Source organism: Streptomyces sp. NPDC050433, from assembly GCF_044458565.1.
Lineage (GTDB): Bacteria > Actinomycetota > Actinomycetes > Streptomycetales > Streptomycetaceae > Streptomyces.
On the sequence record NZ_JBITIB010000022.1, the window covers coordinates 32,372 to 47,351 of the forward strand.

Genomic DNA, 14,980 nt, shown 5'->3' on the forward strand with positions numbered 1-14,980 from the left:
TCGCTCGCGGTAGTCGGCCGGTTTGTTGGGCTGGGCATGACGACGTACGACACCGTCCGCGGCCCGACCCGTAGGCGGAGGGTGCCATCCCGACGACCGTTCACTTCGATCCGGGCGAGTCCCTGGACGTCGACCGAATTCTCAGACCCAGATCTGTGTCCGGGCGATGTCGAGAACGTGCCATCGGCTCCGACGTTCTCTGTGAAAGGGAATCTTGACCCCGCACTGCGGGATCGATCAGAAGGAGACAGCCATGACCACCACCGGTTTCGACTACGTCATCACCCGCGCCCTGGAGGCGCCGGTCGAGCAGGTCTGGGCCGCCTGGACCCGAGCCGACCAGTACGGGCAGTGGGCCAGTGCCGAGGAGGTCGTCCTCGATGTCCGGCCGGGCGGTGCCTGGAGCTCCGTCATGGTCATCCCCGGCGGCACCCGCGTCCCGCTGTCCGGCCGCTACACCGAGGTCGTTGAGAACAAGCGACTGGTGATCGGCATGAGCGTTCCGGGCCGCGAGGAGCTCGTCCTGATGACCCTCGACCTTGCCGCCGCCGGCGACCACACCCGGATCACCCTGTCCCAGACCTTCGGGAGTACCGAGGAGCGCGACCAGTCCGAGTTCGGCAGCAACATGCTCCTGGACGGCCTCACCGCCTTCCTGGCAGCAGTCTGAGCTTGTGCATCGTCCACGCGGCATCGCTTGTGCAGTTCGTCCTCTCCGACAGGAGGGAGGTCAGGTGGAGCGAGCGCTTCTGCGAAGACGTCCCGGCGGTGTCGGCCGTCTCCCCATGCAGATCCCCAAGGTGGAAGTAGACGGTGCCCGACCGCCAAGGGCCGTGCTCGGTAGTCTCTGACTCGATCACCACGTCCTGGATCTCAACCGGGCCCACCGCTGGACCGGGCGACTGCGGAACGCGGAGCGTCTGCGGGAGGTCGCGGAGCTGACCGAACTGCGTCAACAGCTAAGGCAGTTGGAGAAGACGAAGACGCCGACGAGGACAGCTCCGTCACCATCAACGGCGGTGCCTTCGACTCACGTACTGACCTTGCGGGCACCTCGAAGTACGCGCCTCGGAATCGCGCGTCGAGACCGACCATCGCGTCATTCCAGAAGGCGCTCGGACAACGCCCGTGGTCAATAAACCTACGCACCGACATGGAGGTACGCGGCCCAGATGGAGGGGACGTTGCGGAGCTGGTCGCGAAGGGTTCGGACCGTGTGGTGGAGGGCCCACGCGGATTTTCTGGTGTCGAGGATGTGGTTGTCGGCACGCAGACGGGAGTAAAAGTCGGCGGCAACTTCATATGCGATCCGGTCATCTACCTCCCATAAAGTTCCGATGACGTGCGGGAAACCGCTGAGTTGAAGTGCCGACGTCATATGGATGGCCTCGTCGATCAGTGAGGTCTTGCGATTGAGGGCAGTCTGACAGGCGGACAAGAAAGCCAGTCTTGCGTCGTGAAAATGTTCGGCGGCAAGACTTTCCACCGTGAGCGCGTCGCTGTCATGATCGTGCAGGATCAGCCGGCTATGAGCGGGGTCCGTAAGGTCGCTGATGCCGTGGCACGCGAAGTGCACCACTGAACAATGGGCGAGCTGCCTGAGTACATTGCCCCTAGTGGGTGAGGTGCTGGAGCAACGATTCGCTTCGTCCTCGATGAAGAGGGTGGCATCAGGGAAGTATTCACTCTTGAGTAGCAACGCTTCCTTTGCTGCATTACGGAGTGGACTCATGCCGGGAGTGGTGGGCATAGCCACGATCAAAGCCTGGTCGGGAGTTACCGGAGGCTTATTCTGCTCCCGGGCGTAGCCCAAAGTGCGCACGGACGGAGCGTAGGAGGAGACTACTCTGTCAATTACAGCACGTGGGGCAGGGCCTGAACCATCGGGGTCCCTTTCAGGTGGATTGGACTCTCGTCGGTGGTATCCGGCGGCGTGGATCGGGAGCAAGCTCAGGAGGCCGCACGGTACCCACCACATATGTGGCCAATCGTCGACGTCGCCCGCTGTATTCCGACCATTGAGGTCAAGCGCTCTTAAAATTGGATCAGCAATAGCATCCCATAGCCATTCGAGAATTTCGTGGATGCTCTCCTGTGCGTCTTCTCTGTCGTCGCGGCTCCCATCCTTTCGCTGCATAGCATGCAGTGCGAGGTGGAAGGATCGAACCTTATCAGTCACGATAATTGGCGTGATTTCTGGCAAGCTTACCGAAGTGATAGCGTCATTGGGCCTGATCAGGATGGTGTCGCAGCGATGAGCAGCGACATTGATCACGGCTACGGGGCCGTCCTTACCGAATTGGGAAAGTTCGTCAGGCCGGGCAGGCAGAGCGAATCCTTCGAACCCAGGCGTGCAGCGGATCTCTTCGAGTACGCTGTCGAATGCTTCAGCAGATTTCCTCTGCGCCTCAGGATAATCCTGCCGTGATGCGGCTGCAATCTGGTGCGTTGTGGATGAGGCTGAGGCGGCGCTGACCCTGATAGCGCTTAGATGATCGCGTCGTGCGATGTACTTCGCTGCGAGTTCGTGATGCTGCTCGGTGAGGTCCGTTAAATCACTTCGAGTCTCGATTACCTGACTGAGTGATACCGCTCGCCCCATTTCAAGTAATCCTAATGCACGTTCAGCTCGGGTACGTTTGGTGCCCCCGGTCCTGACATCGAGTGCCAATGCGGCACTTTCGCTGGCCAGGCCGGTGAAAGTGCTGAGCATTTGCTGTTGACTGGCTCTGTCGAGCTGGCGTGGCGCGATTTCTGGCAATAGTCGCACGCCTGCTTCGAGGAGGTCGGCTGCGCGCGACGGGTCCGTCTCTGCGAGCAGCGATCCCGCAAGCCGAGCTGCGAGGACACGTATCCAAGCCGCTGCGCCTGGTACCCGTGCAGCTTCCGCGCACTTCTCTGCCGCTTCGCGCTTGTCAGCCAGTGCCGATGCCTCATCTGCCCGGCCCTTGCGCCATTTCGCCCGCTCCGACAGGGCAGCGCCCAGGTTGTGGAGATGAGGGGCGCGAGCGGGGTGGTCTTGTGGTGTGGCGTCAACCGCTTCTTGGAGAATAGTTGCGGCCTGATTTCCGTCCTCGATCTCACCTGCCTGCTTGAATCGGATGAATCGCGCGAGGCCTGCATTGTTCAAGATCCCTGAACGATCAGTGGGATCAGCGTTGGATGCTGCGGCGATTGCTGCTGTTCCGGCAGACACCGCCCTGTTCAGGTCGTCGAGAACTTCTGTTCTTTCAAACCGTTGAGTGAAGATCGCGGTCAGGGAGGCGAGAGCCCGGGCGCGTTGGGGATCATCTTCGGATGTACGGCCCAGTGCTTCTTGGGTAGCCCCTGCCGCAGCCTTCAGATCCGCTATGGAGTTGTCGGCCGTCTCCCTTCGCTCTGATCGTGCTCGCAATGCATCGCCGAGGTTGAGCAGCCACAAGGTTCGCGCCGGGTGGTCGTCGTGTGCATTTGTGAGTGCTGTTCCCGTGACTGCTACCGCAGCGTCCAGGTCGCCGGCTCGGCCGGATTGCTCAAAGCGCCGGAATAGGGACACGCCGAGGTTGGCGAAATCTGCCGCACGGTCGGGGTCACCCGTGCGAGCGTCGGCGACCCCCTCCCGAAGGAGGGCGATTGACTCGTCGATATCCTCCATTGCGCCAGTTCTTTCGAATCGTGCACCCAGCAGGTTGCCGAGTAATGTTGGATTTTGGCCGGGATTATCCTCGGCCGCATTTCGCAATACGGAGATATAGGCGTTGAGGATCTCAGTCGAGTTGGCTGCGAGATCTTCGTAGTTGAATGTCTCCCTTGTTGCGTTCGCTCTCAAACCGGCTGCGATACTGAGGTTGTGTTTAGCCGTGGCGCGAGATTCTTCGTCAGTCGCAGACTTGATCGCGCTGCTTCCTGCGGTCACTGCTGCATCGAGATCCTCGAGGGCAGCTGTCCTTCGGTATCGCTCGGTCAGGGTTCCACAGAGGTTGGCGAGGTACCTGGATTGATGAGACGTGTCGTTGAGGCTGGCTGTAACGGCTTCTCGACCCACTGACACGGCTGCGTTCAGGTCCTCCAATCCCTCGGTAAGCCGGGCTCTGTCCGAGAGGAATACACTCAACAGATTCAAGAAGCGAGCGCGGATTGCGTCGCCCACTGGCGCGGTATTCACCGCTTCCTGCGCGGCAGAAATCGCCGTGGACACGTCCTTGGGATTCCTTGTCAAGACAAATTTTTCATATAGCATCTGACAGAGTCGCTCCATATGCCGCAGCTGCCTGCCGACACCTTCCGGCGTTGTGGCGACCGCTTCCTGCGTGGCGGTGATGGCCAGCTGTAAATATTCCGCGTTCTTGGTGAGCCTGAAGCGGTTGAAGAGGACCTCTCCGCGGATTCCGACAAATTCAGACCGTTCACTGTTCACCTCCGTTACAGTGGCGATCTTGCGACTCCATAATTCGGCTGCTGCCCCCATGAGCTGATCCAGGAATGAGCTCAATGCGTTCTTGAGCGCTTGAACGCCCTCCTCTCCGGAACGCTCTGGTTCTTCGTTGATGCGTTCGAGTACCGGAAGAAGCGGCTCGGGAAATGGTCCATGGCCGGCTTTGTGAGGGGCAAGCATCAGAGCAGCGGCCCAGTGCAGATTGTCGTCGATCTGCCCCCCGGACGAATGGACCCACTGGTACCAACACAAACAGCCGAGAGTCCGCTGCGCTTCGATGTCCTGCGTGTCGGCAGCCACCACCGCAAAGAGGCCCTGAACCTCTTCGATCACCTCCGGCTGGGCGATCAGGAGCAAGTCGCCACTTACGGCGATGTCTTGGAGCCGTGACCTGGCCGCGGCAAGGAGTCGATCGCGCACAGTACCCCCGAGAGAGCCTTGCTGAGTCATGTATGTCCGACTTTCCTGGTCACGGCGTGGTGCAACCGCGACCGTCCGACCACCCGAGCCTGACCCTGGAATGCAGGCAGCGCAAGCCCGCCGAGTGCTGCGACGCACCCTCAACCGCGGCGCTGCCTCTGGAGCTGCTTGTCCAGGGGAATGTCGAGCCGCACGGGTTCGGTCGATTCCCCGGCCTGCACAGTTCGCCGGCGCTAGCCTGAGCTTCGGCGAGGACAGAGAAGCCCAAGGAGGCGCGATCTATGGGGCAGGCTCCTTCCACGGTGCTCCAAGTCGCTCTGTTGGTGCTTGTCGTTCTCCCTGGGATCACGTACCAGTTCCTCAGGGAGCGGTGGCGGGGGCCGGTTCCTCGGGAAGCCGATCTGGGACAACGGGTGTTGCGTGCCGTAGTCGCATCAGTCGTGTTGGACGCTCTGTACGTCGCCGTCGCCGGCCCCGAGCTGCTTGATCTGGTAGGCGGGGAGAATCGTGACCGCTGGCATGGCCTTGCCCAACAGCCTCGCCTGGCAGGCATCGTCGGGTTGATCCTTTTCGCAATGCTTCCCGCAGCGGCGGCCGGCGCGGTGTCCTGGTGGGAACGGCGGCAGTTGCGCGGTCGATACCGGTCTACGCCAACAGCCTGGGATCACTTGTTCCGCGACCGTGGCCCCTGTTACATACGCGTGCGGTTGCGGGACGGCACCTGGGCCGGCGGACGCTATGCGCCCGACTCTTACACAACGTCATATCCGCAGCCCGCTGAGCTATATCTGGAAGAGTCATGGCGGATGGGCGCCGATGGGAGCTTCGCCGAGCCCGTCACCCGGTCAGCCGGTCTTTATGTCAGAGCTGCCGACTTCGACGTGCTTGAACTTCTGCACGAGGACGCATCCGCAGGAGCGCCGACCGCGGCCGAACCGATCCCGCGCGACTGAGCACACGCTGGTGACCGACCATCAGCAAGAGGAGAACATATGCCGGATCCAGCCAGTGAGCGCCCCGAGTCACCTGCCGATTACACACCGAATGAGGAGAGGTTCCTCAACGAGGCCGGTGAGCCACGAGGCCAAAGTCCGCTCCCGACGGCAGGAGACACCCCAATGGGCCCGCCGCCGAGCGGCCCTGCGGGGGTCTCCGGGCCAACTGGGGCGCCCACCGCCCCGCCTGGCGTCCCGAGGCCGCAACCAACACCAGAGCCTTCCGGCGATTAATCGCCGGGGCAGCTCCCAGGGGATCTGAGGCGGTTGGAGTTCGAGGGTTTCACGTCGTGAAAAGGCGCTGGGTAGTGGAACGGAGTATCGGTTGGATCATGATGCACCGCCGACTCGCCCGCGACTACGAGACCCTCACCACCAGCTCCGAAGCCATGATCCACGTCGCGTCGACCGACAACCTCGCCAAGCGCATAACGGACGAGACCACACCCGCCTGGCGAGGGACCTACTAGGGCATAAGCATTAATTCGGCTGCATCAAACGTCCTCTGAGCGTGTGTGCGGGCGGGTCCGTGCCGGGTTCAGGCGTCCCGTTCCAGATGGCGCTCGTACTCGAGGTCGCCGGTCTGCTGGTCCAGCGCGCCCGGGTCCGCCGCCGGATCGCGGTCCAGGTCGTGTCTTCGAGTCCCGCCCGGTCCGCGACGCCTGGTACGGGACCGCGCGGGGAGCTTGCCCGTTGTCCTCCGAATTTGGCATGACAGGAAACAAATCTCGTCCCGGCTCTTGCCCGGCCCTTCCGGACCGCCTTAATGTGACGCCCACGTAAACGCTGTCGAATCGTTTCGACGAATCGATTCGACACTGGCCGGGGAGTGGCATGGCCACCATCAAGGACGTAGCGCAGCGGGCCGGAGTGGCCCCCAGCACCGTCTCGTACGTGCTGAGCGGGTCCCGCAAGATCTCCGAGGAGACCCGGACCGCGGTCCGCGCCGCCGTCGAGGAACTCGGCTACCACCCGCGCGCAAGCGCCCGCACACTGCGCAGCGCCCGCAGCAACGTCCTGGCGCTGGCCGTGCCACGGCAGCCCGGCAAGTACCGCGGCACCGACGGCACGTTCGCCATAGACATCAGCGACGCGGCGCGCGACCACGGCTACGACGTCGTGCTGATCACCGATCTGAACGGTGTCGGGGCCATGAACCGTGTCGTCGGCAGCGGAATGGCCGACGCGGCCGTGCTGATGGCCGTGGAGGAGCGTGACCAGCGCGCCGCCGCCCTGCGTGAGAAGGAGTTCCCCGTCGCGCTGCTCGGCCGCAGCGAGGACGAGCCCGGCCTGCCCTGGGTCGATCTCGACTGGGAGGCCGCCGTCGCCCTCGCCCTGCGGGAGGCCGTGGCGGCCGGTCACCGGCACATCCTCTTCCTGTCGTCCGCCGAGCACGAGATCGCCGCCCGGCGCGGTTACGCGCTGCGGGGTCTGGCCGGCGCCCGGCTCGCGGCCCGCGAGAACACCGCCGACATCAAGGTCGTGGCCTCCAGCGGTGAGCCCGAGAAGCTGGCCCGCGCGCTGCGCGAGGCACTGGCCGCCAGGCCCGCTCCCACCGCGCTCGTCGTCCAGCACCTGATCCTGCTGCCGCACCTGCTGGACGAGATCGCCGCCGCCGGACTGCGCGTGCCCGAGGACCTGGCCGTCGTCCTCGTCGGCAGCTTCCCCGACGACCCGGGCGGCCGGCGGCTGCCCCGTATCGAACTTCCCGTGACGGAGATGTCCGCCGCCGTGGTCCGGCTCGCGCTCGGGGCCATGGGCACCGACGGCTCCGTCCTCCCGGGAGAACAACCCCCACACCGGCTGATCGCCCCCCTGATGGCGACAGGAAGCGTGATCGGCCCTCCTTCGGAGCCGTCCTCGTGAACGGAGAGCCCACCACCATGCAACGCCCAAGAGGCATACGGTTGATCGCGACCGCCATGGCCGCGCTCGCCCCAGTGACACTGGGGCTGACGGGGTGCGCCGCCACCCCCGACCCGGGCACCGTCACCGTGCTCAACTCGGCCACTGACGCGGCCGAGCACGACGCCAACCAGAAGTTCTTCGACCGCTGCGCGAAGCCACTGGGGCTGAAGGTCGAACAGATCAGCGTGCCCGCGGACACCGTCGCCTCGAAGGCACTGCGGATGGCGTCCTCCGACTCGCTCACCGACATCCTGGAACTGGACGGCTCGGAACTGCCTCAGTTCGCGGAGACCGGTGGGCTGCGCCCCCTGGACGAAGTGGGCCTGGGCACCGCCGGATTCTCCGACAGCGCGATCTCGCTGGGGAGTTACGACGGGACGCAGTACGCTGTGGCCCGCTCGGTGAACTCCCTCGCGCTGCTCTACAACAAGGACCTGCTGCGTGCGGCGGGAGTCGAACCGCCCACCACCTGGGCCGAGTTGCGCGTGACGGCGAAGAAGCTGACGTCGGGCAGCACGTACGGCATGGCCTTCAGCGCCAGCCCGAACGCCGACGGCGTCTACCAGTTCCTGCCGTTCTTCTGGTCGGGCGGCGGCGACGAGGCGCGGCTGGACAACGGCAAGGGCGAGGCCGCCCTGACACTGTGGAAGGAGCTGCTGGGCGACAGATCCGTGTCGAAGTCGGTCGTCAACTGGAACCAGCAGGATGTGAACGACCAGTTCGTCGCGGGCCGTGCGGCCATGATGATCAACGGGCCGTGGCAGGTGCCGGTGCTCAGCGCGCAGGACAAGGTCGACTGGGCCGTTGCCACCATCCCCGTTCCCGAGGCCGGCCAGGACGCGATCGCGCCGATCGGCGGCACGGTGATGGCCGTGCCGAAGAGCGACGACAGCGGGCGTGAGAAGAACGCGGGGAAGATCCTCACCTGTCTGAACAGCGAGCAGAACCAGCTCGCGTGGGGCGAGTCGGTGAACAACGTGCCCACCAGGACGTCCGCGGCGGCGTCGTACGCCGAGAAGTACCCCGAGCTGGCCCCGTTCGTCGATCTGGTGGCCACGGCACGCTCCCGTACCGCCGAGGTCGGCACCCGCTGGCCGGTGGTCAACGACGCACTCGCCGGAGCCTTCCAGTCGGTGCTGACCGGCGGGGCGGGGCCGGAACAGGCCCTGAGAAACGCCCAACGCCAGGCATCGGCCGGGGAGAAGTGAGGACATCATGACCACCGCAGTCCCCTCCGCCGAGTCCTTCGACCCCGCCGCGGACTCCTCCTCCGACTCCCGCACCGGCGCCCAGGCGAAATCCGTCCGTCCCGCGCCCAGGACACCCCGCCCCGACCGGCATTCACTGCTGCGCTGGCTGTTCGTCCTGCCCGCGCTCCTCTACATGACGCTGTTCTTCGGCTATCCGCTGGTGCGCAACATCGTCATGAGCTTCCAGCGGTACACACCGACGACGTACTTCACCGGCGAGGCGCCCTTCACGGGGCTGGACAACTGGCGCGCCGTGTTCTCCAACGAACTGTTCGCCGACTCGCTGTGGCACACCGCGGTGTTCACCATCGGCTCGCTCGCAGGCCAGTTCACCATCGGCCTCGCGCTCGCGGTCTTCTTCTCCCGGCGCTTCCGGCTCTCCGGTGTCATCCGGGCGGTCCTGCTCCTGCCCTGGCTGGTCCCCATGGTGGTGTCCGCCGTCGTCTGGCGACGCGTGCTCGACCAGGACCACGGCATCCTCAACAGCGCACTCCAGGCCGTCGGCCTGGCCGACGGCGGGGTGCCGTGGCTGAGCAGCCCCAGCGTGGCACTGCTCTCGGCGATCATGGTCAACATCTGGATCGGTATCCCGTTCAACATGGTGATCCTCTACGGCGGACTCCAGGAGATCCCGCGCCAGCTCTACGAAGCGGCGTCCCTGGACGGCGCGAGCCCGTGGCGCGCGTTCCGCAGTGTCACACTGCCGCTGCTGCGACCGGTGATCACCGTCGTGCTGGTGCTCGGCTTCATGTCCACGGTGAAGATCCTCGACCTGATCCTGGCACTGACCTCGGGCGGCCCGGCCGACTCCACCCAGACCCTGGGCACTGTCACGTATCAACTCTCCTTCCTCCAGCTCGACTTCGGACAGGGTGCCGTCGTCGGCAATGTCCTCATCGTCATCAGCGCGGTCTTCGCCGTGCTCTACCTACGGGCCAACCGGGCCGACTTCGGAACGGGGAAGTGATCCGAGTGACACCGATGAAGTGGCCCTCGTCCCTGCGCGGCGCCTGGAACACCACAGCCGCGCTGCTCATCCTCGGCTTCCTGCTCTTCCCGGTGTACTGGATGCTCAACACCGCGCTCCAGCCGGACACGAGCATCACGGCCACCGAGTGGTTCCCCACCTCCCTCAGCCTGTCCAACTTCGACGCGGCCGTCAGCAGCCAGGGCAAGTCCCTGCTGACCAGCCTCGTCGTGGCGCTCGGCGCGGTCGTGGTCTGTCTGGCGCTGGCCGCCCCTGCGGCGTACGGGCTGGCGCAGTTCGGCCTGCGCGGCGGCCGGAGCATCGTCTTCACCACGCTGATCACCCAGATGGTGCCGGGCATCGTGATCGCCAACGCGCTGTACAGCGCCTACGCGGAACTGGGCCTCGTCAACTCCTATCTGGGGCTGATCCTCGCTGACGCGTCGCTGGGTCTGCCGTTCTCGATCGTGCTGCTGCGCGCGTTCATGGTGTCCGTACCGGGCGAGGTCGTCGAGGCCGCGCTGGTCGACGGAGCGAACCGATTCACCGCCTTCGTGCGCATCGTGCTTCCGATGAGCCGCAACGCGCTGATCACTGCGGGGCTGTTCACGTTCCTCTTCGCCTGGTCCGACTTCATGTTTGCCCTGACCCTCAACACCACCGACGACGTCAAGCCGATCACCCTCGGCATCTACCAGTTCGTCGGGGCCCATGTCAGCGACTGGGGCGCCGTGATGGCCACCGCCGTGCTGTCGGCCCTGCCGGCGGCGATCCTGCTCGTCCTCGCCCAGAAGTACATCGCCGCCGGTATCTCCGGCGGCTCCATCAAGTGAAGGCACCTCCCCCTGATGAGTTCCACCGACGACCGCCGGGTGCGCAGCGCCCCGGCCGGCCCCGACACCGCCGACACCCGCGGATTCACCCGTTTCCCGAGCGGCTTCCTCTTCGGAGCCGCCACTGCGAGCTACCAGATCGAAGGCGCCCACGACGCGGGCGGACGTACCCCGTCCATCTGGGACACCTACTGCCGTGAGCCCGGCCGGGTCGCCGACGGCGCCACCGGCGACATCGCCTGCGACCACTACCACCGCTACCGCGAGGACGTCGCCCTGCTCCGCGGACTGGGTGTCGACAGCTACCGGTTCTCGATCTCCTGGCCCCGTGTCCAGCCGGACGGCACGGGCCCCGGCAACCCCGAGGGGCTCGACTTCTACGACCGGCTGGTGGACGAACTGCTCGCGGCCGGCATCTCACCCGCCGCGACCCTCTACCACTGGGATCTGCCGCAGGCCCTGGAGGACCGGGGCGGATGGCGGGTCCGGGACACCGCCGAACGCTTCGCCGACTACACCCGGATCGCCGCCGAGCGGCTCGGCGACCGGGTGGACCGCTGGATCACCCTCAACGAGCCGTACTGCAGCGCCTTCGTCGGTTACGGCGCCGGCGCTCACGCCCCCGGCGCCCGCGAGGGCCGCGGCGCGCTCGCCGCCGCGCACCATCTGCTGGTGGGCCACGGGCTCGCCGTCCGCGCCCTGCGCGAGGCGGGTGCCACGGACGTCGGCATCACGCTCAACCCCGACGTCCTGCTGCCCGCCACGGACAGCGAGGCCGACCTGGCGGCGGTGCGGCGCGCGGAGACGATGCACAACGACGTCTGGCTGGAGCCCCTGCTGGCGGGCCGCTACGCTCCGTACGAGGCACAGACGTGGGGCGAACTGGTGGACGGGACGTACCGGCTGGACGGTGATCTGGCCCTCGTCGGGGCACCGTTGGACTTCGTCGGTATCAACTACTACCGGCCGATCACCGTCTCCGCGGTCCCGTACCGGGACCGGGACCCGGCCACCCGTACCGCCGTGGACATCCGCGCCGAGGAGTCGTGGCGCCAGGACGTACGCCGCACCACCATGGGCTGGCCCGTGGTCCCGCACGCCTTCACCGATCTGCTGGTCGGACTGAAGGGGCGCTACCCGGCCCTGCCGCCGCTGCTGATCACCGAGAACGGCTCGTCCGAGGACGACCGGGTCGACACCGACGGCGAGATCCACGACAGCGACCGGGTGGCCTACCTGCGCGACCATCTCGCGGCGCTCGCCGACGCCATGGACCAAGGGGTGGACGTACGCGGCTACTACGTCTGGTCGTTGCTGGACAACTTCGAGTGGGCCCGCGGCTACAGCAAGCGGTTCGGCATCGTCCGGGTCGACTACGACACTCTGGAACGCGTCCCGAAGGACAGCTACGGGTGGTACCGCGACCTGATCGCCGCTCACCGCGACCGCCACCCCGCTCGCGGGGGCGACCGTGACCGCACCCACTCCGGCACCCGAACCACCGCTCAGGAGCTGCACCACCGATGAAGTTCACCGACGGCTACTGGCTCATGCGCGACGGCGTCAGCGCGTCGTACGCCACCGAGGTCGCCGAGACCCGCGTGGAGGACGGCCGCCTCACCCTCTACGCCCCCGTCCGGCATGTCGAGAACAGAGGACACACCCTCAACAGCCCGCTGCTGACCGTCGAATGCTGGTCGCCCGCCGAGGGCGTGATCGGCGTCCGCTCCAGCCACCACACGGGCGGCGTCGACCGCGGCCCCCACTTCACACTGAACTCCAGCCCCGACCACGCCCCCAAGATCACCCGCGACGGCTCGGCGGTGGAACTGACCAGCGGCGCGCTGTCCCTGCGGGTGGACACCGATGCGCCGTGGCGACTCGACTTCCGGGCCGGCGGCCGGCCGCTGACCTCGGCGGGCAGGCGCGGTACGGGCTTTGCCACCACCCCCGACGGAGAGCACCACTCGGTGGGCCAACTCGCCCTGGACGTAGGTGAACTGGTCTACGGGCTCGGCGAACGCTTCACGCCCTTCGTCAAGAACGGCCAGACGGTCGACATCTGGCAGGCCGACGGCGGCACCGCCAGCGAGCAGGCGTACAAGAACGTCCCGTTCCATCTGACCAACCGCGGCTACGGCGTCTTCGTCAACCACCCCGGCCGGGTCAGCTACGAGATCGGCTCCGAGTCCGTCGGCCAGGTGCAGTTCAGCGTCCCCGGCCAGTCGGTCGAGTACTTCGTCATCCACGGGCCGACGCCCAAGGAGATCATCGACCGCTACACCGCGCTCACCGGCCGCCCCGCGCTGCCCCCGGCCTGGTCCCTGGGGCTCTGGCTGTCGACGTCCTTCACCACCTCCTACGACGAGGAGACGGTGAACCGGTTCGTCACTGGCATGGCCGAACGTGACATCCCCCTCGGGGTGTTCCACTTCGACTGCTTCTGGATGCGCCAGTACCAGTGGTGCGACTTCACCTGGGACCCCGAGGTGTTCCCCGACCCGGAGGGGATGCTGCGCCGGCTGAAGGAGCGGGACCTGCGGGTCTCGGTGTGGATCAACCCGTACATCGCGCAGAAGTCCCCGCTGTTCGAGGAGGCGCGCGAGCGGGGATTCCTGGTGCGCAGGGCCGACGGAGCCGTCTGGCAGTGGGACCTGTGGCAGGCCGGCATGGGGCTGGTGGACTTCACCCACCCCGGCGCCAGGGACTGGTACGCCGACAAACTGCGCGCGCTCACCCGGCAGGGCGTGGACTGCTTCAAGACGGACTTCGGCGAGCGCGTTCCGACCGACGTTGTCTGGCACGACGGCTCGGACCCGGAGCTGATGCACAACTACTACACGCAGCTCTACAACGAGACCGTCTTCCAGGTGCTCACCGAGGAACGAGGAGAGAACGAGGCCGTCCTCTTCGCCCGCTCCGCCACGGCCGGCGGACAGCAGTTCCCCGTGCACTGGGGCGGCGACTGCGAGTCCACGTTCGGCGCGATGGCCGAGTCGCTGCGCGGCGGGCTCTCCCTCGGGCTGTCCGGGTTCGGCTTCTGGAGCCACGACATCGGGGGCTTCGAAGGGACGCCGACACCGGCCGTGTTCAAACGCTGGACACAGTTCGGCCTGCTCTCCTCGCACAGCAGACTGCACGGCAGCAAGTCCTACCGGGTGCCCTGGGACTACGACGAGGAAGCCGTCGCGGTGACCCGCGACTTCACCCGGCTCAAGCACCGGCTCATGCCCTACCTCTACGAGGCGGCCCGGCAGGCGGCCCGGCACGGCACACCGGTGATGCGCGCGATGGTGCTGGAATTCCCCGACGACCCGTCGTGCCACACCCTGGACCGGCAGTACATGCTGGGGGGCGATCTGCTGGTGGCGCCGGTGTTCAGCGAGAACGGCACGGTGGAGTACTACCTGCCCGAAGGCGTCTGGACCCATTTCCTCACCGGCGAGCGGGTGCGCGGCCCGGTCTGGCGGCGCGAGACGTACGGCTTCGACAGTCTGCCCCTGTTCGCCCGGCCGGGCTCCGTCGTCCCCTTCGGGAGGAGCGCCGAAGGCGCGGTCTACGACTGGGCGGACGGAGTCACCCTGCGGGTCCACGAACCGGCGGACGGAGACCACGCGACCACGCGGATCCCCGCCCCCGACGGCTCGACCGCGGCGGTCTTCCACACCCGGCGCGACGGCGACGACCTGACCGTGTGGGCCGAAGGCGCGACGGGACTCTGGCATGTACAGCTCTCCGGGCCCTCGGGCGAGAGCACGCTGCTGACCGCCCGCCCCGGAACAGAGGTACTGACTGCCCGACTCGGCTGAATGGGGCCTGGTGGTTGGGGAGTTCGTCACCGTCGCCCTGGGGCGACGGTGACGAACGAACCACCGGGTTCCCGCCGAGGGGGGCCTCCGTCGCGGTCGCCACACCAGCCGCGCCCGCACCGGAGCTGGCAGCGGACAGCGGCATCGGCCCGGCCGTTCTGCTGCTGGGCCCATCGCGGTCGACGGCACCACCGGCCGGCTCGACTCCAACCACCGCCGCCGCGGCATCGAACTCGCCGCTTTCCTCGCCCTGAACCCGGGCGTCGACCACCACGCCATCGACGACGCCCTCTGGCCCGGACAGCCCGGCAACAAGCAGATGCGCAACTCCGTCATCTCCCGTACACGCTCCTGGCTCAACAAGGACCCCGACGGCAACGCCCA

9 protein-coding genes and 1 pseudogene are annotated in these 14,980 nt (G+C 66.4%); 9 read left to right on the forward strand and 1 reads right to left on the reverse strand.

Annotated features, from left to right (window positions below):
- The first annotated feature begins 253 nt into the window (after window positions 1-253).
- Window positions 254-670 carry an SRPBCC domain-containing protein gene (locus ACIBLA_RS25440; RefSeq protein ID WP_399199979.1) on the forward strand — a complete coding sequence of 139 codons (417 nt, stop codon included), beginning with the start codon at window positions 254-256 and terminating at the stop codon, window positions 668-670.
- 471 nt (window positions 671-1,141) lie between these two features.
- Here the strand turns inward: ACIBLA_RS25440 and ACIBLA_RS25445 are convergent, their stop codons facing one another.
- Window positions 1,142-4,771 (reverse strand): CHAT domain-containing protein, encoded by a 3,630-nt coding sequence (locus ACIBLA_RS25445; protein ID WP_399199980.1) that lies wholly within the window; start codon window positions 4,769-4,771, stop codon window positions 1,142-1,144.
- Window positions 4,772-5,115: 344 nt separating this feature from the next.
- On the opposite strand from ACIBLA_RS25445, the gene ACIBLA_RS25450 reads away from it, so the two are divergent.
- The 8 genes and pseudogenes from ACIBLA_RS25450 (at window position 5,116) to yicI (ending at window position 14,596) form a co-directional block, all read left to right on the forward strand.
- Window positions 5,116-5,787 (forward strand): DUF6338 family protein, encoded by a 672-nt coding sequence (locus tag ACIBLA_RS25450; RefSeq protein WP_363245514.1) that lies wholly within the window; start codon window positions 5,116-5,118, stop codon window positions 5,785-5,787.
- A 290-nt stretch (window positions 5,788-6,077) separates the two neighbouring features.
- Window positions 6,078-6,299, forward strand: a pseudogene (locus tag ACIBLA_RS25455) (transposase); the annotation flags it as partial.
- A 364-nt stretch (window positions 6,300-6,663) separates the two neighbouring features.
- Window positions 6,664-7,695, forward strand: coding sequence for a LacI family DNA-binding transcriptional regulator (locus ACIBLA_RS25460; protein ID WP_399199982.1), 1,032 nt, complete (start codon window positions 6,664-6,666; stop codon window positions 7,693-7,695).
- A 17-nt stretch (window positions 7,696-7,712) separates the two neighbouring features.
- On the forward strand, window positions 7,713-8,945 hold the full coding sequence (locus ACIBLA_RS25465; RefSeq protein ID WP_399199983.1) for an extracellular solute-binding protein: 1,233 nt from the start codon (window positions 7,713-7,715) through the stop codon (window positions 8,943-8,945).
- Window positions 8,946-8,952: 7 nt separating this feature from the next.
- Complete coding sequence (locus ACIBLA_RS25470) at window positions 8,953-9,954, forward strand: sugar ABC transporter permease (protein WP_363245517.1); 1,002 nt, start codon at window positions 8,953-8,955, stop codon at window positions 9,952-9,954.
- 14 nt (window positions 9,955-9,968) lie between these two features.
- The gene (locus ACIBLA_RS25475; RefSeq protein ID WP_363245519.1) at window positions 9,969-10,787 is read left to right on the forward strand and encodes a carbohydrate ABC transporter permease; all 819 of its coding nucleotides are present in this window, start codon (window positions 9,969-9,971) and stop codon (window positions 10,785-10,787) included.
- Window positions 10,788-10,802: 15 nt separating this feature from the next.
- On the forward strand, window positions 10,803-12,314 hold the full coding sequence (locus ACIBLA_RS25480) for a GH1 family beta-glucosidase (protein WP_399199985.1): 1,512 nt from the start codon (window positions 10,803-10,805) through the stop codon (window positions 12,312-12,314).
- Window positions 12,311-14,596, forward strand: a complete 2,286-nt coding sequence (yicI, locus tag ACIBLA_RS25485) for an alpha-xylosidase (protein ID WP_399199986.1) — start codon at window positions 12,311-12,313, stop codon at window positions 14,594-14,596. The genes ACIBLA_RS25480 and yicI overlap by 4 nt, the downstream gene beginning before the upstream one ends.
- Window positions 14,597-14,980 lie beyond the last annotated feature (384 nt).